Genomic DNA, 20,863 nt, shown 5'->3' with positions numbered 1-20,863 from the left:
CGCTGGTCAGGGCAGCCGGCGGTACCACCAGCAGGTCCGGCTATAGCGGTGGCGTTTCGGGCTGGCCTGGGCGCCAACCCAGCCAGGGTGGCCAGGTCCATTACCAGCGCTGCGGCAAACGCCAGCCCCGCCGGCCATGGCCAGGACCGGCGCGGCAACGGCGCTGCCACGGTTTCGCCAGTGGTTAGCGGGCTGGCCGCGCCGGGCGTGGCGACGGTTTCCAGCAATTGGGTAGGGGCGGCCCACTGGTAGCCGAAGCGCGGCACGGTACGGATGCTGGACTGTTCGTTGCCGCTGTCGCCGACCACGCGGCGCGCGCAGCAGGGTCTGGGCGAGCGAGGCATCGCTGACGTCGACCCAGCCCCAGACCGCGGAGATCAGCTCGTCGCGCCCGACGGCGCGCACGCGCTGCCCGACAAGGTAGATCAGGCATTCCAGCGATTTCGGCAGCAAGGCCACGCGGTCGCCGCTTAGGCGCGGTCCGCGCGCGGAAGGATCGAGCAGGAAATCGCCGAAGCGGAAGATCGGTCGGCTCATCGGCTGACCATGACGTGGCAGCGCTGCGCGTGCGGCGGGCCGGCAACGGTACGTCAATCGCGGTGCAGCGGCGCCGCGCCCGCTTCAGCGGCCCAGGTCGTGCGGCGTGACCCAGCCCATCCAGATGGAAAACATCACCAGCAGAATCAGCCCTACCGACAGGGCAATTCGTCGCGTCAGCGCCTTCACCGTGCGATTGGTCGTACCCTTGTCGACCATCATGTAGTACAGGCCGGCGCCGAGGTTGTAGAGAATGACGATGAGGAACCCGACGATGATGAGTTTGCCGGCCATGGGAAATTCGCTCGCAGATACGGGGTGCGCAGCGCCGAAGTATAGGCGTGCCCCGGCATGAACCGGCGCTGGCATCGGCCCACGCTGTTCGCCTGGTTTCTGTTGCTGGCCGGCCTTGCTGCTTTCCTTGGATTGTCGCGCTGGCAATGGCTGCGCGGGCAGGAGAAGGAGCGTCTGCTGGCCTCGTATGCCGCCGCGCAAAGCGGCGGCTTGCGGCAATATGCCGCGCTGCCGGCGCAGCTGGATAGCGAAGAATATCCGCACATCGCGGTGCAGGGCGAATACCGCGCCGGGCGCGGCTACTGGCTGGACCAGCAGGTGCGCCAGGGCCAGGTCGGCCGGCATGCGATTGCGCTGTTCGCGCCGCGTGGCGACAGCAAACTGATGCTGGTCGACCAGGGCTGGATTGCGGCGATGCCGGGTCAGCCGGCACCGGTCTGGCCGGCGCTGCCGGCGGGCGAGGTGGAATTACACGGCATCTACGCGCCGCCGCCGGGCGGCGGTCTGCGCATCGGCGGCGATGCCTTGCCGCGGCAGAATGGCTGGCCCAAGCTGACCCTGTTCCTCGATCTGCCGGCGATAACGGCCGATCTCGGCAGCGCGGTCGCGCCGCGCCTGCTACGGCTGGATGCGGACCCGGCCAGCGGCTATGCGCGCGAATGGACGCCGGCGGTGATGCCGCCGGAAAAACACCGCGGCTATGCGCTGCAATGGTTTTCCTTCGCTGTGGCGGCGCTGGTCATTTTTATTGTGCTGCATTGGCGCAAAAGTGATAAAGGAATTATTTGATGGATGCACAAAGAAGGAAACGCCTGCAGCTGATCGCCATCATGCTGGTGTTCCTGGCGCCCATGGTGGTCGCCTTCGGCCTGCGCCTGTCCGGCTGGCAGCCGAACAGGTTGCGCAACAACGGCACCCTGGTGCAGCCGCCGCAGGACATTTCCACCGATACGCCCAGGGCTGCCGTCGATGCGGCCTTCGGCTGGAAGGACACGCAATACCGCTGGACGCTGGTGCTGCTCGCCGGGCCGGGCTGCGCAGCTGCCTGCCAGCGGCGTCTGGCTGATGCGGAAAAGATCTGGTCGCTGATGACGCAGAAAGCCACGCGCCTGCGCCTGGCCGTGGTCGGCGTCGAGGCCACGCCGGAACTGCGGCAAAAATTCCCCCGCCTGGAATTCGTGCAGAGTTCCGCCGCGCCGCTGCTGGCGCTCACCCCGGCCGGCGCCGATACGGTGGCCGCCGTGGTGATCGATCCGGCCGGCTTGCTTATGCTGCGCTACGAACCCGGCTACGACCCTGCGGGCGTACGCCAGGACCTGTCCCGTCTGATTCGCTGACGCCATGAACTCGAATTCCTTCATCACGCGGCGCTTGCAGCGCAACCTGGCCTGGTTCGCCGTCGCCTTTTGCCTGCTGGTCGTCGTGTTCGGCGCCTTCGTCCGCCTGTCCAACGCCGGGCTTTCCTGTCCGGATTGGCCGACCTGCTACGGCAAGCTGACCTGGCCCGTGCACGGCCACGAGATCGACGCGGCCAATGCCGCGTTTCCGGAGCGCGCGGTGGAATCGCACAAGGCCTGGCGCGAGCAGGTGCACCGCTTCCTCGCCGGTGGCCTGATTCTGACCACGTTCGGCCTGACCGTACTGGCCTGGCTGCGCCGGCGCGAGCTGCCCGGCATTGCGCCGGTACTCATTGGTGCCTCGGTACTGATCGTGTTCCAGGCCCTGCTGGGCATGTGGACCGTCACCTGGAAGCTCAAGCCCATCGTGGTGATGGCGCACCTGATGGGCGGTTTGTCCACGTTTTGCCTTTTGGCTTATGTGGCTTTGCGCCTGAGCTTCGACGGCCTGGGGCGTGCCGATACGCGGGCGCTTCGCCGCATGGTGGTAGCGGGGTTGGTGCTGGTAGCGCTGCAGATCGCCCTGGGGGGCTGGACCAGCGCGAACTACGCGGCGCTGTCCTGCGGCATGGATTTCCCGACCTGCGCCGGACAGTGGTGGCCGGCCACCGATTTCCGCGAAGCGTTTGTGCTCTGGCGCGGCATCGGCGTGAGCTACGAAGGCGGCGTACTCGATGCGGATGCGCGCGCGGCGATCCAGCTGACCCACCGCATCGGCGCGGTCGTGGTGTTCGGCCATCTGCTAGGCGTGATCGTGGCGGCCTGGCGCCGCCGGCTGGTCGGCTGGGCGCTGGCCCTGCTGGCGGCGCTGAGCGTGCAGATCGCGCTGGGCATCAGCAACGTGGTGTTCGGCCTGCCGCTGCCGGTGGCGACGGCGCACAACGCCGGTGCCGCGGTGTTGCTGCTGGTGCTGCTGGGCATGCTGGTCAGGCTGCGGCCGGCGACGACCGCGCCGGTCGCGACCTGCTGACGCAGACGATGGCGCGGTAACTGGTAAGCAGCGCTGCCGCCGCTACACTGCGCCCTATGGTCGCCCGCAGCAGCAATACCACCCAGCGCCGCAGCATACGTCCGCCGGCAAACCGCTCGACGCGTGCGGTATCGGCCTGCGTGGTGGTGATTCATGGCGAAGGCCTGGGCCAGCGCCTGGAGCTGGGCGAACAGGCCATCGTGATCGGACGCTCGCCCGATGCGGAGCTGCAGATCAACCACCGCAGCATTTCGCGCCAGCACTGCCGCATCTGGCGCGATGCCACGGGCTACCGGGTGCGCGACCTGGATTCCACCAACAAGACTTTTCTCAACGAGCAGCTCGTCGACGAAGCGGAACTGCGCGACGGCGACCATATCGGCGTCGGCGACAGCGTGCTGAAGTTCATGGAGCAGGGCTCGATCGAGGCGCGCTACCACGAAGAGCTGTACCAGCTGGCCACGTCCGATCCGCTGACCGGGCTGTACAACCGCCGCCAGTTCCAGGAACTGATGGAAAAAGAGATCCTGCGCGCGACGCGGCATGCGCGCGCCCTGAGCCTGGCCCTGGTCGACATCGATCACTTCAAGCCGATCAACGATCGCCACGGCCATCCGGCTGGCGACGGCGTGATTCGCGGTATCGCCCAGCTGCTGCGCCACAATGCCCGTGCCGACCAGCTGATCGCGCGCATCGGCGGCGAGGAGTTCGCCCTGGTCTATGCAGAACAGAGCCTGGCCGAGGCCACCGCGGCGGCCGAGCGCCTGCGCAAGGCCATCGCGGCCAGCCCGTTCGACCTTGGCGGCGCGCCTGCGGCAGTCACCGTCAGCATCGGCGTAGCGCAGTGGCAGCGCGGCATGAGCTCGCTGGCAGACCTGATGCGCGTGGCCGACGAGCAGCTTTACCGGGCAAAGAAGGAAGGGCGCAACCGCGTCTGCCGCGTCGTCGACGCGGTGGCATGAGCAGCGTCTAGACGAAAGCCGCAGACCGTTGCCGCTGCACATGCACTAGGCTGTCGCCCGCATGCGCCGCTCTCCCGCCCTCTATGCTGTCTCCATCGCCCTGCTCTCGGCGCTGTTCTTCACCTCGACCTATGTGCTCAACCGCGCCATGGCCAGCGCCGGCGGACACTGGGCCTGGACCGCCAGCCTGCGCTATTTCCTGACCCTGCCCCTGCTGGCCTGCGTGGTGCCCTTGCATGGCGGCTTCGGGCCCGTATGGCGCGCGCTCAGGGCGCATCCGCTGCCCTGGCTGCTGTGGAGCGGCATCGGCTTCACCGTGTTCTGTGTCTGCCTGACCTGGGCCGCGGACAGCGGGCCGTCCTGGCTGATCGCTGGCAGTTTCCAGATCACCATCGTCGCCGGCATGCTGCTCGCGCCGCTGATCTATCGCGATGCCCGCGCCCGCCTGCCCAAGCGCGCGCTGGGGCTGGGGCTGCTGATCGTGGCCGGCGTGCTGCTGCTGCAGCTGGGCCATTTCGACGGCCGCCTGGACGGCCAGGCCTGGGCGGCGCTGGCCAGCGTCTGTGTTGCCGCGGTGCTGTACCCGCTGGGCAACCGGCAGATCCTGCTGCACCTGGAACGCAGCGGTGAAGACCTCAATGCGACCCAGCGCGTATTCGGCATGACCCTGGCCAGCCAGCCGTTCTGGCTGCTGGTGGCGCTGTATGCCGGCTGGCAGTCGGGCGCGCCGGCGGCCAGCCAGATCCTGCTCGCCGCCGGCGTGGCGCTGTTCACCGGCACCATCGCGACCATCCTGTTTTTCCACGCCACCGGCCTGGTGCGCGACGATCCCAGCGCATTGGGCGCGGTCGAGGCGATGCAGGCGGCGGAAGTTCTTTTCGCCACTGCCCTGGGCGTGGCCTTGCTGGGCGAATCCTGGCCCAGCGGCTGGGCGGCCGTCGGCGCCGGGCTGGTCATCGCCGGCATTGCCGGGCTCAGTCTCGTCGTCGCGGCCAAGGCCGCCGGCGACCGACGCCAGACCCAGGCGCTGCGTACCGATCGCGGGGCTTAGATTTCCGTGACACCCGTTTTCGTGTGGTCAGGCAGGAAGCGGCGCAATTCGCGTTGCTCATCGCGCCCTACGCAGGCGCGGAGCATCTGGCGATTTCGTAGGGTGCGATGAGCGCAGCGAATTGCACCGTCAAGCCATCCGGCCATGCGGCACATCGATGACGCCGTTCGCCGCGCGCAGCGGCGTCCTAGGTTTCGCCGCGTCCGCCCCAGGCGGCCCAGCTGAAACCCAGGCCGGCCAGCAGCAAGATCAGTACCGTCTGCAGCACCGGATAAGCCAGGGCCATCAGCACGCTGGCGCCCAGGCACAGTACGGCGCTCGCGGTCGCCAGCGGACGCAGTTTCGCTGCCGGCAAGTCCTTGCCCATCCACCAGTAGGCCGTGCCTGCCAGTACCAGCAGCACGGCGAAGCTCAGGCTGAACATGCAGTGCAAAGTCCACATGGTCGTGCCGAAGCGCGGCACGATCACATAGCTTTGCATGGCCTCGATCAGCGCCCGGCGGCGCGGGTCCATCAGATAGTCGCTGACATAGAACTGGTAGTGCGCCATGCCGTGCATGCCGGCTGCGACAAGAAACACGCCGGCGGCAAATTGGGTGCCGCGGCGGAGATGGCGTTCGGACATGCGCTGGCACGGTGTCGGTAGGTGCTGCGCAAGGTAGCAACCGCTGCCGTCAGGCGGCAATGTGCGGCGGCGGTTACCATGCGGCTTCCTCGCCGGTTCCCGTCATGCCCCATCCCTGTCAGCGTTGCGGCGCCTGCTGCGCCCGTTTCCGCGTTGCTTTTCACTGGTCCGAGACCACGGCCTTCAGTGCCCAGGGCATGCCGCTGGAACTGACCGAGCCGCTGGACGCCCACCGCGTCAGCATGCGCGGCACCGATTGCCGGCAGCCGCATTGCATCAACCTGGCCGGCCGCGTCGGCAGCGAGGTCAGCTGCCGCGAATACGCACGCCGGCCTTCGCCTTGCCGCGACCTTGCCGCCGCCTGGGAGCACGGCCAACCCAGCCCGCAATGCGACCGCGCCCGTGCCGCCTACGGCCTGGCGCCGCTGACACCGGCAAGCTGGCAGAAAGCGCAGTAAGCGGCGAGCCGCACCGCGGCCTGCGTGGCCGCAGCGAAGCGGCCGGCGCGGTCGCGTCACTTCTTGCGGTAGACCCCCTCGAACACCGTCGCCCAGGTCTTGCCGCCGTCGCTGGAACCCTGCCACAGCTGGCGCACGCTGCCGTCGGCATTCGGCGTCCAGCTCACGCGCTGGGGCGAGCGCTTGCCGCTGGCCGGGTCGACCTGTTCGCCGCTCAGCACCAGGCTGCTGCCCTGCAGGCCGCCGCTGAGGTAAAGCACCATGGCATCGTCGTCGACCCAGTACTGGTTCCAGCGCCGGTTGCTGGCGTCCCAGGCGCTATGGCTGCGGCCGTTGCTGCCGCCGGCGCCGGTCCATTCCTCGCTGATGGCGCAGCCGTCGAGGATGGCGCTGATGCGGTTGCGCCCGGCCGGCTTGCCGTCGGGCGCAGTCACTGTCCAGTCGCCGATCCAGAAATCGAACTGGCGGAATTCGGCCGCGCTACAAGCCGCTTTTTTCGCTGCGGGCGCGGCCGTCGGTTCCGCTGCCGACACCGCGCCGGCCAGCAGGATTGCGCCCAGCACTATTGCCTTCATCGCCTTGCCTCGTGGGGAGCCAAGGCCGAGTCTAGTCAGGCGCACGGTGCCGGATGTGCACGAAATTGCGCATCCGTCCGCGCCGGCGGCGAGCCCGCGCCAACGCGCCAGAACCGGCACAGGCCACTGCGCACGTGGACGCCATTGGGTGCAACCGCGACAATAGCCGGCTTGCACCTTCCCGGCAGCCGCCTGCCTTCCTTCCCCACCGGAGATTCCCATGGCCGAGCCCACCATCACCGCCCCCGCCGGCGGCGCAAAGATCACGATCGACAACGGCGTACTCACCGTTCCCAACAATCCCATCATCCCGTTCATCGAAGGCGACGGCACCGGCGCCGACATCTGGCGCGCCTCGGTGCGCGTATTCGACGCCGCGGTGAAGAAAGCCTACGGCGGCGAACGCCAGATCCACTGGCTGGAAATCTACGCCGGCGAAAAGTCCAACAACCAGTTCGGCAGCTGGCTGCCGGAATCCACCGTCCAGGCCTGCCGCGACTACCTCGTCTCGATCAAGGGTCCGCTGACCACGCCGATCGGCGGCGGCATCCGTTCCCTCAACGTTGCCCTGCGCCAGATGCTCGACCTCTACGTCTGCCTGCGCCCGGTGCGCTGGTTCAAGGGCGTGCCCTCGCCGGTGAAGACGCCGGAAAAAGTGGACATGGTGATCTTTCGCGAAAATTGCGAAGACATCTACGCCGGTATCGAATTCGAACAGGGCAGCGACGCGAACGCCAAGTTCCTCGCCCTGCTGAAGGAAAACTTCCCCAAGGAATTCGGCAAGATCCGCTTCCCGGAAACCTCCGGCATCGGCATCAAACCGGTGTCCAAGGACGGTTCCGAGCGCCTGATCCGCGCGGCGATCGAATACGCCATCGCCAACAAGCGCAAGTCGGTGACCCTGGTGCACAAGGGCAACATCATGAAGTTCACCGAAGGCGCGTTCCGTAACTGGGGCTATGCCCTGGCCGAGCGCGATTTCGGCGACCAGGTGTATACCTGGGAACAGTGGGAACGCACCAAGGCCGCCAAGGGCGAGGCGGAAGCCAATGCCGAACAGAAGGCCGAGCTGGCCAAGGGCAAGGTGCTGATCAAGGACGCCATCGCCGACATCACCTTGCAGCAGGTGCTGACGCGTCCGGACGAATTCGACGTGATCGCCACGCTCAACCTCAACGGCGACTACCTCAGCGACGCACTGGCCGCGCAGGTCGGCGGCATCGGCATCGCGCCGGGCGGCAATATCAACTACGGCACCGGCCATGCCGTGTTCGAAGCCACCCACGGCACCGCACCCAAGTACGCCGGCCTGGACAAGGTCAACCCGGGTTCGGTCATCCTGTCGGGCGAAATGATGCTGCGCTACATGGGCTGGACCGAAGCCGCCGACGCGATCATCGCGGCGATGGACAAGGCCATCGGCAACAAGACCGTGACCTACGACTTTGCCCGCCTGATGGACGGCGCCAAAGAGGTCAAGTGCTCCGAGTTTGCCGATGAGCTGATCAAGGCGCTGTAAGCGGTACGCGCAATACGCGGCAGAAACGACGGCGACCGGGCACTCCGGTCGCCGTCTTGCATTGTGCGGATTGTGTGGGGGCTTTTCCGTGCGGGTACGCCGATGAAAGCATCGTGCCACCGCCTGCCGCTGTGCCGGCGGGTTTGTCCGATGTCGGTCTACTTTGTCGGTTTTTCCAGATTTTCGAACGCGCCTGCCGGCGCGCTGCGGCCGATCGAGGCCGGTGCCTTGTCCACGTCGGCGGTATCGACGAACAGCAACTCCCCGCGCTCGTTGCCGAACGCCAGCTGCGCTGCTGCGCCAGCCGTGGCCGGAGTCAGCGTCAGCGCACCGATCTGGCCGTAATCGCTGGATTCGCGCAGCGTCATCGTTGCGCTGAAACCGCCGTCGGCACCGCGTTCCAGCTGCAGCCGCGCGATGGCGGCGTCGCCGCCCAGCCAGATGCTGCGACCGTCAGCATCGGCGGCGGCGGCATGCCAGGCGCGTGTATCGCGCGGCAGCTGGACGATACGGTCGCTGTCGCGGTCGATGATGGCGAGACGGCCAGGATTGAGGCCGACCGCGAGTACCGCCCGCAGCGCGGTCAGTTCGACCAGCCGATAGCCCGTGCGCGCCTCGAACGGGGCGGTGTGCAACTGCCAGTGCCCGCCATCGCGCTTGAGCCGGATCAGGCGGTGGTTCCAGCTGCCGGCGAGAATTTCCTCGTCCTGGCCGAATACGCGCAGCGCGTGCAGTTCCAGGTCGGCGGCGATGCGTGGGCGCAGGTCGAGGATTTCCGCCAGTTCCAGTTCGGGCCAGCGCCAGCGGCGCAGGCTGCCGTCGGACGAGGCCGACCACAGCGAGGCGCCGGTGGCGAGCTGGTTGACCAGGAAGTCGTGTCCCTTGGTGCGCCATTCCAGCTCCAGCGACGGCAGGCGCCAGACCGCGACGGTGTTGTCGTCGGAGCTGCTGATCAGGCGGCCCTGGTACAACTGCAGGTCGGTAATTCCCTCATTGTGTACTTTGCGGCGCAGTGGTGCGGCAGCAAGCGGTTCCAGCTTGACCAGGTCGCCGTTGTTCGAACCGCCCGCATACACGCCTTGCGCATCGGCGGCGATGGCCCAGGTGTCGCCCAGGCCGGCGCCGACGCGGCGTGCCGCTGCCGGGCCGAAATCGAAGCGGCGCAGGCGGCGCTCGCTGCCGGCGTAGATCTGGCGCTTGCCGCGATACAGCCAGTCGGCGCCGCCGGCCAGCTGAAGTACCTGCTGGGCCTGGCCGTCGCGCCATTGCCACAGGCTGAGGTTTGCGCTGTCGGCCGCGAGCAGGCGCGCGCCGTCGCGCAGCCAGAGCAGGGCGCGCAGCTCGCGGCCGGGCCGCGGTGCGGCGACGGACTTGCCGTCGTGCAGCTGCCATATGCCAAGGCGCTCGCCGTCGCCGGCCACGGCGAGGCGGTCCAGCGTCTCGTCCAGCGCGATGGCGCGTACGCGGAATGCGCCGAAATCGGCCTGCCAGGCCAGGCGGCGCTGTTCCAGGTCGAAGACTTCCACCGGGCCGCTCTGCCGCACCAGCACGGCGTAGCGATCGCCGACGGCGAAACCGCTGCTGTCGCCTGCGCTGCCGCTGCTGCTTACCCATTCGTCGATTTTTTCCGCGCCGACAGCGAGTACGCGCAGACGCCCGTCCGCATCCAGCCGGGCCAGCCAGCGGCCCGACGCGGCCAGGCTCCAGCGCGTCTGCGCGTCGTCGAGCAGCAGCTCGGCGCCGCTGATGCGCGTGGTGCGGCGGTTGTCGTCGGTGGCCAGTGTTTCGATGGCGCCGTCGTGGGCCAGCCAGAGGCGGTCTTCGTCGTCGGCACCGAGCAGGCGTTCGGACACGCCCAGCGCGGCGCTGGCGCCGGCAGTCGCGCTGGCCGGATCGAACAGGCTCCAGCCGCCGGCACTGCGCAGCAGCAGGCCGGACTGCGTTTCCGCCAGCGGCGCCAGCAGGCCGGGTGGCAAGGGCAGGCTGTCGCTTTCGCGCAGCCAGGCGCTGGTTGACGTCGCAACGTTGGCCGTGGAGGCGTGGTATCGCCATAGCGCAGCCGCCCCGGCGAGCACACACAGCGCAAGCAGCGCGATCCAGTTTTTGCCGCGCCGCGCCGGCTGCTTGGTGCCGCGCGGTTCGACCGCGGCCGCGGGCAGCGCGGTTCGCTGCGGTGGCGGCGTTGTCGGCAGCGACGCGGACAGACCTTGCCGATCCGCCGGCGGCGATACCACCACGGTCAGCGGCAGCGTCGAACTGCCGTCGTCGATGAGCTGGGCGAACGGCTCGCGTTCGGCCGCTGGCAGCGGCAGGGCCGCGAGCAACTCGCCGATGCTGGCGAAACGCTGGGCCGGCTGCGGTTCGGTCGCGCGGGCCAGTGCAGCGCGTAGCGGCGGCGCGATGCCTTCGGGCAAGGCATCGGCGGGCAGCGGTGCCAGACTGTCGCGCAGCAGAATGTCGGTCAGGCTGCGGCCCTGGCGCACCGGCACGCCGCGCAGCAGCTCGGCCAGCAGCAGGGCGTAACTGTATTGATCGGTCGCGGCGCTGACGCCTTCGCCGCGCAGCTGCTCCGGCGCTTGGTACAGCGGCGTACCCATGACCGCGCCGGTGCCGGTGCGCAGCAGATCGTCGTCGGGGCCGGCATGGGCGATGCCGAAGTCCAGCAGCTTGGCGCGCAGGCTGCCGGCTTCCAGCGCCAGGAAGACGTTCTCGGGTTTCAGATCGCGATGCACCACGCCGTGGCGGTGTGCATGCGCCAGGCCGGCGGCGAGGTCGCCGGCAATCGCCGCGACCCAGCCCAGCGGCAAGCCCTGCGGATGGCGTCCCAGCAGGCTGCGCAGGGTTTCGCCGCGCAGCCGCGGCATCACCAGATAGGGAAAGCCCCAGGGCGACACGGCGAAATCGTAGATGCCGACAATGTTCGGATGTTCCAGCGTGGCGAGCAGGCGCGCCTCGCGCAGGAAACGCTGGGCGAACTCGCTGCCGCTGCTGCCGGGGCGCGCATCCAGCTCGGGCTGCAGCACCTTGATGGCGGCGTCGCGCTGCAGATTGTCGTGACGCGCGGCGAATACCACGCCCATGCCGCCGCTGCCGAGTACCCGCTCCAGCGTGTAGTTGCCCAGCTGGCTGCCGATCAGCTGGTTTTCGTCGTGCACTTCCAAGGCCACGTCGCAATCGCGACAGCGCGTCGCCGGCGGTATATGGCCGCGGGTACAGCGGGGGCAGAGGCGGATTTCCATCCGGGCTAGTGTGCCACTGGCGGGTGACGGCCAGTGGCCTGCAACGGATGAACCGGAAGACGGATAGTGTCGGACTTGCCGCGCGAGCGGCTTTCGATTTCCTGGTTGCAGGCCACTGGACAGCGACGGCGGCCGCGCCAAGCGTCGCTGTGCCGGGGCCGTTCGGCATCGTTCGAAAAACAATATTAGTTAAAAATTATTCTAGAAGATGCGGTCTGCCGCGGGGTAGCCCGGCACGGCAAAACGAGCCAGGCGCGAACGCTGGGCCGGATAAGTGCTGTCGTCGACGGCGCTGGACGCCGCCGCATAGAGGCCGCCGTCGGCGAGCAAGGCCCAGTCATAGGCGCGGTTGTTGCCGTCGCTGGTATACGCCAGGCCGTCGACGTCGAAACTGGCCTGGGCGGCCAGGGTCTGCGCCTGCAGCAGCACCGCATCGGCGCCGGATTGCACGGCACCGGGCAGGAAGCCGGCCGGGCCGGCCGCCCTGCGCCATCGCGCCACTGCCCAGCAGCAATGCCAGCACGGCGCCGGCGGTGGCCATGAAAATGCCAAAACCCCGACGCTGCATGACGAAAACCCCGTTTGGCCCGGGCACAAACCGTCCCTCGGCCCGCGCGAGGCTGCGTTGGCATTGCATTAAACAACGGGACTTTTTCGCGCCCCCCTTTCCAATGACAGGGGGCGCAGGCCCTGGTGCTGCGGGGGTCAGTCGAAGCGGTCGATGAACAGCCGGTCCTGTGCGGCCGGCGTGCCCGGAACCGCAAACTGTGACAGGCGCGTGCGCACGCCGACCGTGGCGGTGTTTTCCGCCACGGCGCTACCGGTCTGGGCATGGATGCTGCCGTCATCGCTCATGCGCCACTTTTCCGCGTAGTAATCGACGCTGCTGTTGGCAATGCCGTCGACGTCGAAGATCGCCAGCGTCGCCAGTTGCACAGGATCGAGCAGCGCCGCATCGGCTCCTTGCGCGCGGGCGCTGACCAGAAAGCCGTAGTGGCCGGCGGCGAGCAGGCCAGCGCCGGCAAACGGTGTGGCGACGCTGCTGACATTGCCCTCGCCGTCGATCAGGTAGTGTCCGCCGCCGACGCCAGTGGCAAGAAAGCGGCCCTGGCTGGGGCCGATCAGGCCCTGCAGCGGGAAACTAAGCACCTGCCAGGCAGCGGCATTGCCCTGGGCGTCGACCAGACGCAGGCTGGGCTGCTGCGCGCTCTGGTTGTCGAACAGCAAGGTGCGTCCGTCGCCGTAGGCATAGGCGGTAATCCGGCTGGCCGTGGTCTCGAAGCGCCAGGCCTCGTTGCCGTCGCTGTCGATGCGCAGCACGGTGGCCTGTTCCGGCGTGCACACCCAGCCGCTGCAGCTGGGCCGGCGCACCACGGTCAGTACGATGTCGCCGTTGTCCAGCGCCTGCAGGGCCTGGCGGCCACCACCGCTGGCAAAGCCCGCGGACAGGGCGAAATCCCGCGTCTTCACGACGCCTTGAGCGGCGGTCGCTTCCTGCCAGCGTAGCGCGCTCGCGTTGCCGTCGATCAGGCGCACCCGGTCATTGTGTACAAATAGTTGTGTGCCATTTGCCGGATAAGGCAGGTCGAACCGCGCCAGTTCGCTGCCGTCGCTGTGCAGGCGCAGCAGGCGGTAGGTGGTTGCCGACTGCTGCGCCGTGCTGTCGATCAGCCAAGCCCCGCCGTCGGGCAGCAGCGCCGTGTTCCAGATGGACGGCGAGTCAGTGTTGCAGTACCGGCAATGGAAGAACTCCCAGCGCAGCGCGCCGTTGCTGTCGAAGCGGCGCAGCTGGCGGCCGGAATTGGCCAGTACGCCAAAGCCGCTTTGCGCGCTGAGTGCGGTGAGGTCGCGCTGCATTTCCCGCGTACAGGATTTGTGCTGCGCCTGGACGGTACCGGTGTCGTCGAGCACGAATAGCACCGGGCCGGTGCCGCAGTCCTCGCTGTCGAACAGCGGCGAGACGCGCAGATGACTGCGCCCGCCAAGCAACGCTCCGCCCATCGCCGGGCTGTTCGGGTCGACCGGCAGCGTCGTCGTCCACAGGCTGCTGGCGGCGGACGACAGTGCGCTCACTGTGAGCGGACCGCTGCCCGAGCCGCTGCGGGCGACGACCAGCACGCCATCGCTGCGCGCGGCCAGCTCCTTGGCATCGCGCTCCCAGCGCTGCTGGCCGCTGACGGGGTCGATCGCGCGCACGGTCTCGGCGCTGGTGGGCTGTATCCAGCCGGCCTGCACGTAGATGCTGCCGGCGTCATCGTGCACCGAGCGCATATACGGCGAATCCACGGGCGACACATGCAGGAGTCGCAGGCTATGACTGGGCGAGAGCAGGTACAGCGCGCCGGTCTGGCTGGCATTGCCGGCCGGGTCGGTGGTCGCGGTGATTGCAATGTCGCCGTTGGGCAGCAGGTCCAGGCCCGTCAGCAGCGTCGGTAGCGAGGGATCGGGCATGGCCGTGTCGGCGATCGGGCTGCCGCCGAGGGAATAGCGGCTCACCCGCGACAAGCCATCGGCATAGTGCCCCAGCACGATATTCTGCTGCGCGTCCAGCAGCAGGGCGGAAGCCCAGGCAGGCGCTGCACTCAGCGCATTCTTGCGCGACCACAACGACGTGCCGTTGCGGGCGATGCGTGCCAGCGCCAGCTGCTGCCGCACGATCAGCGAACCGTCCGCAGCGACGGCCAGTTCGAGGCAGGCGCCGCCACCGGGCGTCGTGTAGTTCCATTCGATACGGCCCTGCAGATCGATGCGCAGCAGCGTGCAGCCGGCGGCAGGCAGATCTGCGCCGGCACCCAGCGCGACATACACGGCGTCGGTGGCGTTGTCTGGCGCAACCATGCCGTAGGCGCCCCTGATGGGTGGCAGGCCCTGGGCGCTGGACAAGGTGTTCAGATAGCGCAGCCTGCCATCGGCCTCGAAACGCCGCAGCCCGTCGTTGATCACCACGCTGCCGCCGTCGGCGGTAACCGCCCAGTTGCGCCGCGACAGGTCGGTGCCGCGACTGAGTTCATTCTCGGCGAGGGGGCGCGACCATTGCGGCAAGGTCTGCGCGACGGCTGCAGTGGCCAGCAGGCCCAAGGCCGCTGCGGCGAGCAGGCGGCATGGCACTCGAATCGGATGATGCATCGGTGAATCCCCTGAAAATACACAAAAATAGCTGTAGCCAATCATTCAGCAACCGGGACATGGCGAGCGGGTGCAGTCGCCTATTCGAAACCATCGCTGCCGAGCACGACGACCGCGTCGTCGGCAGTCGCCGACAGCATCCGGACGCTGGCACCGGCCGGCACCGGAATGCCAATGGCGGCGGCGACAGCGCCGCTCGCGTTGATTTGCCGCAATGTCAAACTCTCCACATCTTCGGAATGCCTGCTGTGCAGCAGCCAGGCACGGCCGTCCGGCAGCAGCTGCGAAGCTACGGGCCGATCGAAGTCGTCCTGTGCAACGCAGTAAGGCAAAGGCTGAAATCCCAGCGTTGTTCGCCGTTGCTGTCCAGGGCAGTCACCGTGGTGGCTGACAGGGCCAGCACGCCGGCCGGGTGGGCGCTCAAGCTGTACAGCGCCTGCGAGCCTGTGCCGAGGCGGCAGGACTGTTCTCTGCGGACGAGGCTACCGCTGGCATCCAGCGTGACGGTGACCGGCGTCTTGCTGCATTCCGCGCTACGCCCCGGCTGCAGCAGCAGGCGGCTGCGGCCGTCGCGGCGGTCGCCGCCGTGGACCGCGGCCTGGCGGTCGATGTCCAGCGACTGCGTCCACTGCACGGTGCCATCAGCAGACACGGCGGTCAGTGTTGTCGGCCCCGCGCCCGCGGGCGCCGGGTCGACCAGCACCACGCCGGCTGCGGCGGCGGCAATTTCCCGGCCGGGCTGCTCCCAGCGCAGCGCACCGTTGGCCGGATCGATCGCCCGCACGCTGCCCGCATCGGTCTGCACATAGACAGTGCCGGCGGCATCGTGTGTGGTGCGCAGGAAGGGGGTGTCGGTATACGCGGCGTGGAGTACGCGCTGATTGCCGGCCGGATCGATCGCGCCAACGAAGCCTGTGTGGTCGAAATCGCCGGGCAGGTCCATCGTGCCGCTGTCCATGGCCAGCAGCAGCGAGCGCACGTGGCCGAGGCGGCGCGGCAGCGAATCGAGCCGGATAGTCCGTTCGTAGCGCAGCGCGGAAGGATCGTAGCGGCGCAGCACCACGCTGTTGTCGGGCCAGGCAGTGCTGCCAGCCGCGGTCGCCAGGGCCATACCACCGTCGGTGCCGACGGACCAGCCGCGCCGGTCGACGACGCCGTCGTCGAGGGTGTGCTGTGCGGCGAGCGTACGCGACCACTGCGGCAGGATCTGCGCCTGCGCCATGCCGCCCAGCAGCATCAACGCAGCGGCAACCAGCATGTTGAAACGGATCGAAGCGAATTCCATGGTGCCCCGCTGAGGCGTATCGACAGCTGTGCCCGCGTGGCGGGTGCAAAGGCACGCCAGCGTGCCCGCTGCATCGGCGACAGCGGGCACTTACTCGAAACCATCGGCATGGATGCGGTCTGCGGCGATCCAGCCCGGCGCGGCGAAACGCGATACACGGCTGCGTGCGGACCAGCCCGGCGCGCTGTCGTGTTCGAGATACGAGGCCGCGTAGATGCTGCCGTCGTCGGCCATTGTCCACTGGTAGGCATAGTTCAGGCTGGGCGGATTCGCCACGCCGTCGATATCGAAAGCAGCATAGGTGGCCAGGCTGAGCGGATCGAGCAGTACCGCATCGGCACCCAGGGCTTGTGCGTCGAGGAGAAAGCCGGCTTCGCCCACAGCCAGGTAGGCAGTCGACGCATACGGAATATCCGTCGCCGCCAGCACGCCAACTGCATCCATGCGGTAGTGCACGCCATCGGCATACAGCAGATAGTTGCCGTGACTCGGTCCAATGGCCTGGCTGATACGGAAACCCGGCAGTTGCGCCGGCGCTGCCATGCCTTGTGCATCGATGGCGACGATGCGCGTCTGCGCTGCTTCGGCGCCCAGGTTGATCGCAATGGCGCTGCCGTCGTCGTTGAAGCCGGCGAACGGCGTGCTTTGCGGCAGTTCGTACTGCCAGCGCAGGCTGCCGTCGGCGGCCAGCCGCAGCAGCATGCTGTTGGGCCGATAGCACAGCATGAAGGCACATTGCAGGCGGTGCGAATAGGCCAGCACGATGTCGCCGCCGGCCAGGCGGCGCGGTGGCGTGGCGAACGACGTGATCAGATTGCCGGCGCTGAGGCCTGGCAGATCGTAGTCGCGGATTTCCCGCAGGCCGCCGGTGCGGGTAAAACGCACCCAGCGCAGGTCTTTGTTGGCGGACTGCAACACCACCGCTTCGTCGGCATCGGCCACCAGCGCGGCGGCGCGCGAGCGGTTGAGCGGCGGCGGAACATTGAACGCCTGCACGACGCTGCCGTCGGCGCTCAGCCGCAGCAGTGTGCGTGCATACGGCGCGCGCACCTGTTCGTTGAGCAGCCAGGCGCCGCCGTCGGCGAGCATGCGGCTGACCAGTGTGCGTACATCGCCCGGATCGCCGCAGGAAATATAACAATTGTCAAATTCCCATTGTTGTATTCCGGCTGGGTCCAGCGCGCGCATGCGCGACTGCGACAGTACGCCGACACCGCCGCCGGCAACCGCATCGAGCTGATAGACCTCATCGCCGCTTTCGATGCTGCAGACTTTCTGCCGTTGCGCTACCGCGCCGCTTGCCGTGAAGCTCAACACCTCGGGGCCGCGGCCGCAGGCCGGCGTGCTGTCCCCGCTTTGCAGCAGCAGGCGTGGCGCGAGGTTCGGGTCGCTGCTGCCACTGGCGAAGCGGATGTCCTGCGCCGACAGCGTATGCGTCCACCCCGCGATACCGGCAGCATCGACCGCGGTTACCGTGCTGTTGCCGTCGGCCAGCAGCAGCACGCCGTCGGGCCGCGCCGCCATGGCGCTGGCGGGCTGTTCCCAGCGCAGTTGGCCGCTGAGCGGGTCGATCGCGCGCACGGTGTTCTGCCCGGTCAGCACGAAAAGGTTGCCGGCGGCATCGTGGACCGAGCGCAGGTACGGCGTATCGGTATAAGCGGCATTGAGCAGCTGCAGCGCACCGGCGGAACTCCAGCGCGAGACGAAGCCGGTCTGGCTGAAATCGCCGGGCAGGTCCATCTTGCCGCTGACGATGACATCGTCGTTGGGCAGCAGGTCGAGGCCCAGCACCGTATTGCTACCTGTATCGGGCACAGCGGCGGCGTCGAGCAAGGCGCCGTCCAGGCTGTAGCGTGCGACGCTCGCGCCGGGTGCAGTATTGTTCGCAATCACGATGCGCTGCTGCGCATCGATCAGCAGCGACGGGCCGTCGGTGGAGCGGGCGTTTACCGTGGCGTTTTGCCAGAGCAGGCTGCCGTCGCTGGCCAGGCGCAGCAATGCTCGTTCGCGCAGCACGATCAGCGAACCGTCGGCAGCGACGGCCAGCTCCAGGCAGTCGCCGGCACCGCCATTGGCCGGCGGCACGGCCAGGCTCAGTTCGCGCACGCCCTGGCTGCTGTAGCGCAGCAGATTGCAGTGCCTGATCGCGGCCGTGCCGGAATCGGCAGGGCCGCCGAGCAGCGCATACATCGCAGCGCTGGCCGGATCGACGGCGACAATCGCGACATTCAGCGAATACGGCTGCAGCGGCAGGCGGTCGGGCTGGATGATCTGCTCGAAGCGCAGGCCGCCGTCGGCCTCGAAGCGGCGCAGTATCGGTCCCAGCATATTCCTGCTGGCGAAAACGCTGCCGCCGTCGCCGGTCGCGGCCCAGCTGCGCCAGCCATACAGGTATTCATCGGTGGGCACGTAGGCTTTCAGCTCGCGCGTCCACTGCGGCAGGGTTTGCGCGCCTGCGCCCGCGCTCAGGCTGCCCAACAGGGCGAGTGCGGCAAGACGGAAAAACGGCGGGAGGTTCGGTTGCACGGTTCTGCCCCTGGGCGGTCGATGCGGCGCCGGCGACGGCGCCGCGGCAAGCACTGGAGTAGACGCGTGGCGTGGGAAATTCCCCTAAAGATCGGGCCCGCCGGCGCTTTCCCTTCTCCGCGGCGGCCAGCACATCGCCGGCCCGCATCGCGGTGCAGGCAAGGGCGGCAGGCCGGGTTTCAGCCGGGCCTGCAGCGGCGGCAGCGGGTCAGCGCCACCGCGGGTTGCCGCACCGTGCCTATTCGAAGCTGTCGGCGTAGATAGGGTCGTCTGCGCTCCAGCCCGGCACCGCAAAGCGCACCAGGCTGCTGCGCAAGGGCGACTCCGCCGCGCCATCAGCAGGCAGAAAAGCCGCTGCATAGATGCTGCCATCGTCTGCCATTGTCCATTTATATGCAGAACTGCGAACGGACGCAGTGGTCGCGCCGTCGATGTCGAAGCTGGCATAGGCGGCCAGGCTGAGCGGATCGATCAGTACGGCGTCGATGCCCTGGCTGCTCGCATCGAGCAGGAAGCCTGCTTCGCTCACGGCCAGATACACGGCCGAATTTCCGGCCGGCGGGTACGCAATATCGGTCGCGGTCAGCACGCCGCTGGCATTCATGCGGTAGTGAACGCCGTTGGCACGCAGCAGGTAATTGCCGCGGCTGGGCCCTGTCGCCTGTTCGATGAGGAAGCCCGGCAATTGCGTCGTCGCCACCCCCTGTGCATCGATGACGACGATGCGCGTCTGTGCTGCTGTGGCGTAAAGGTCGAGCGCGATGGCGCTGCCGTCATCGTTGAAGCCGGCGAACGGCGAGACTTGCGCGAGTTCGTACTGCCAGCGCAGGCTGCCGTCGGCGGTCAGCCGCAGCAGCATGCTGTCGGGGAGCGGGCAGAGATTCCACGGGCAGGGGCCGCCGCGGGCGTAGGCCAGTACGATATCGCCGCCGGGCAGCCGCCGCGGCGTTGTGGCAAACCATTGCCGCTGGCTGCCGGCGGCGGTACCCGGGAGAGCGTAGTCGCGGATTTCGCGCAGACCGCCGGAGCGGGTAAAACGTACCCAGCGCAGGTCTTTGCCATTGGCCTGCAGCACCACAGCCTCATCGGCATCGGCCACCAGCGCAGCGGCGAACAGTCCGTTGGAGGGCAGCGGTACATTGAAGGACTGCAGTGTGCTGCCGTTGGCGGCCAGCCGCAGCAGGGTACGCGAGCGCGGTGCTCCCCGCTGTTCGTTCAGCAGCCAGCTGCCGCCGTCGGCGAGCACTCGGCTGGCCAGCGGGCGGGCAGGTTCCTGGCCAGTGCAGGAAAAATTACAGTTATCAAATTCCCATTGAGCTGTTCCACTGTCGTCCAGCGCGCGTACACGGTAGCGCGTGAGCAAGCCGATACCGCCGCCGGCAGCCGCCTGCATCTGCATTACGTCGTCGTTGATCGCCGTGGCGCAGACCTTCTGCCGCTGCGCCACGGCGCCAGTCGTCGTGAAGCTCAGCACCTCGGGACCGCGGCCGCAGACAGGCGTGCTGTCCCCGCTTTGCAGCAGCAGGCGTGGCGTGAGGTTCGGGTCGCTGCTGCCGCTGGCGAAGCGGATGTCCTGCGCCGACAGCATATGTGTCCATGCCGCGATACCGGCGGCATCGACGGCGGTTACCGTGCTGTTGCCGTCCGTCAGCAGCACGCCGTCGGGCCGCGCCGCCATGGCGCTGGCAGCCTGTTCCCAGCGCAACTGGCCGCTGAGCGGATCGATCGCGCGCACGGTGTTCTGTCCGGTCAGCACGAAGAGGTTGCCGGCCGCATCGTGGACCGAGCGCAGATACGGCGTATCGGTATAGGCGACATTGAGCAGCTGCAGCGTGCCGGTGGAACTCCAGCGCGAGACGAAGCCGGTCTGGCTGAAATCGCCGGGCAGGTCCATCTTGCCGCTGACGATGACATCGTCGTTGGGAAGCAGGTCGAGGCTCAGTGCTGTATTGCGGCCCGTGTTGGGCACATAGGCATCGTCGAGAAACACGCCGTCCATGTCATAGCGTGCGACGCTCGCGTCGTCGGATGCGCTGTTGTTCGCAATCACGATGCGCTGCTGCGCATCGATCAGCAGCGACGGGCCGTCGGTGGAGCGGGCGTTTACCGTGGCGTTCTGCCAGAGCAGGCTGCCGTCGCTGGCCAGGCGCAGCAATGCTCGTTCGCGCAGCACGATCAGCGAACCGTCGGCAGCGACGGCCAGCTCCAGGCAGTCGCCGGCACCGCCATTGGCCGGCGGCACGGCCAGGCTCAGTTCGCGCACGCCCTGGCTGCTGTAGCGCAGCAGATTGCAGTGCTT

General features: G+C 68.0%; 18 protein-coding genes. 7 read left to right on the top strand and 11 right to left on the bottom strand.

The genetic code is table 11. The features are described from left to right. Positions 1–6: 6 nt before the first annotated feature. Together DFR29_RS17930 and DFR29_RS17925 are read right to left on the bottom strand one after the other, a co-directional pair. The gene (locus DFR29_RS17930; RefSeq protein ID WP_133819996.1) at positions 7–537 is read right to left on the bottom strand and encodes a winged helix-turn-helix domain-containing protein; all 531 of its coding nucleotides are present in this window, start codon (positions 535–537) and stop codon (positions 7–9) included. A gap of 84 nt (positions 538–621) precedes the next feature. After that, the gene (locus DFR29_RS17925) at positions 622–831 is read right to left on the bottom strand and encodes a twin transmembrane helix small protein (protein WP_133819995.1); all 210 of its coding nucleotides are present in this window, start codon (positions 829–831) and stop codon (positions 622–624) included. Between the two features lie 57 nt (positions 832–888). Here DFR29_RS17925 and DFR29_RS17920 point away from each other — a divergent pair, with 57 nt between their 5' ends. From DFR29_RS17920 to DFR29_RS17900, 5 genes are all read left to right on the top strand, one after another. After that, positions 889–1,620: an SURF1 family protein gene (locus tag DFR29_RS17920; protein WP_133819994.1), complete on the top strand. Its 732-nt coding sequence runs from the start codon at positions 889–891 to the stop codon at positions 1,618–1,620. Continuing rightward, positions 1,620–2,168: a hypothetical protein gene (locus tag DFR29_RS17915; RefSeq protein WP_133819993.1), complete on the top strand. Its 549-nt coding sequence runs from the start codon at positions 1,620–1,622 to the stop codon at positions 2,166–2,168. Before DFR29_RS17920 ends, DFR29_RS17915 begins: the two co-directional genes overlap by 1 nt. Before the next feature lie 4 nt (positions 2,169–2,172). Further along, positions 2,173–3,198, top strand: coding sequence for a COX15/CtaA family protein (locus DFR29_RS17910; RefSeq protein ID WP_133819992.1), 1,026 nt, complete (start codon positions 2,173–2,175; stop codon positions 3,196–3,198). A 56-nt stretch (positions 3,199–3,254) separates the two neighbouring features. After that, the gene (locus DFR29_RS17905) at positions 3,255–4,160 is read left to right on the top strand and encodes a GGDEF domain-containing protein (protein WP_133819991.1); all 906 of its coding nucleotides are present in this window, start codon (positions 3,255–3,257) and stop codon (positions 4,158–4,160) included. Between the two features lie 61 nt (positions 4,161–4,221). Continuing rightward, a complete protein-coding gene (locus tag DFR29_RS17900; RefSeq protein WP_133819990.1) occupies positions 4,222–5,211 on the top strand; it encodes a DMT family transporter in 990 nt (329 codons plus the stop codon). A 187-nt stretch (positions 5,212–5,398) separates the two neighbouring features. On the opposite strand, the gene DFR29_RS17895 is transcribed toward DFR29_RS17900, so the two are convergent. Beyond that, entirely contained in the window at positions 5,399–5,836 is a 438-nt protein-coding gene (locus DFR29_RS17895; RefSeq protein WP_133819989.1) for an LIC_13387 family protein, read from the bottom strand. A 104-nt stretch (positions 5,837–5,940) separates the two neighbouring features. Between DFR29_RS17895 and DFR29_RS17890 the strand changes: the two genes are divergently transcribed. Further along, positions 5,941–6,294, top strand: coding sequence for a YkgJ family cysteine cluster protein (locus tag DFR29_RS17890; protein WP_133819988.1), 354 nt, complete (start codon positions 5,941–5,943; stop codon positions 6,292–6,294). Positions 6,295–6,350: 56 nt separating this feature from the next. On the opposite strand, the gene DFR29_RS17885 is transcribed toward DFR29_RS17890, so the two are convergent. After that, entirely contained in the window at positions 6,351–6,869 is a 519-nt protein-coding gene (locus DFR29_RS17885) for a hypothetical protein (RefSeq protein ID WP_133819987.1), read from the bottom strand. 220 nt (positions 6,870–7,089) lie between these two features. On the opposite strand from DFR29_RS17885, the gene icd reads away from it, so the two are divergent. Then, positions 7,090–8,388 carry an NADP-dependent isocitrate dehydrogenase gene (gene icd, locus DFR29_RS17880; protein ID WP_208113638.1) on the top strand — a complete coding sequence of 433 codons (1,299 nt, stop codon included), beginning with the start codon at positions 7,090–7,092 and terminating at the stop codon, positions 8,386–8,388. A 158-nt stretch (positions 8,389–8,546) separates the two neighbouring features. On the opposite strand, the gene DFR29_RS17875 is transcribed toward icd, so the two are convergent. The 7 genes from DFR29_RS17875 to DFR29_RS17850 form a co-directional block, all read right to left on the bottom strand. Further along, positions 8,547–11,555 (bottom strand): WD40 repeat domain-containing serine/threonine protein kinase, encoded by a 3,009-nt coding sequence (locus DFR29_RS17875; RefSeq protein ID WP_166654181.1) that lies wholly within the window; start codon positions 11,553–11,555, stop codon positions 8,547–8,549. Positions 11,556–11,828: 273 nt separating this feature from the next. Then, positions 11,829–12,128, bottom strand: coding sequence for a hypothetical protein (locus tag DFR29_RS17870; RefSeq protein WP_133819985.1), 300 nt, complete (start codon positions 12,126–12,128; stop codon positions 11,829–11,831). A gap of 204 nt (positions 12,129–12,332) precedes the next feature. After that, entirely contained in the window at positions 12,333–14,753 is a 2,421-nt protein-coding gene (locus tag DFR29_RS17865) for a hypothetical protein (protein ID WP_133819984.1), read from the bottom strand. Positions 14,754–14,833: 80 nt separating this feature from the next. Next, positions 14,834–14,968, bottom strand: a complete 135-nt coding sequence (locus DFR29_RS30335; RefSeq protein ID WP_279571523.1) for a hypothetical protein — start codon at positions 14,966–14,968, stop codon at positions 14,834–14,836. A 74-nt stretch (positions 14,969–15,042) separates the two neighbouring features. Next, the gene (locus tag DFR29_RS17860) at positions 15,043–16,038 is read right to left on the bottom strand and encodes a PQQ-binding-like beta-propeller repeat protein (protein WP_133819983.1); all 996 of its coding nucleotides are present in this window, start codon (positions 16,036–16,038) and stop codon (positions 15,043–15,045) included. Between the two features lie 90 nt (positions 16,039–16,128). Continuing rightward, positions 16,129–18,564: an outer membrane protein assembly factor BamB family protein gene (locus DFR29_RS17855; protein ID WP_133819982.1), complete on the bottom strand. Its 2,436-nt coding sequence runs from the start codon at positions 18,562–18,564 to the stop codon at positions 16,129–16,131. Between the two features lie 238 nt (positions 18,565–18,802). After that, the coding region (locus DFR29_RS17850) for an outer membrane protein assembly factor BamB family protein (RefSeq protein WP_133819981.1) at positions 18,803–20,863 on the bottom strand (2,061 nt) is incomplete at its 5' end.

Origin of the sequence: Tahibacter aquaticus (assembly GCF_004363655.1) — a bacterium.
Taxonomy (GTDB): Bacteria; Pseudomonadota; Gammaproteobacteria; order Xanthomonadales; family Rhodanobacteraceae; genus Tahibacter; species Tahibacter aquaticus.
This window is presented reverse-complemented; position numbering and strand designations above follow the sequence as displayed.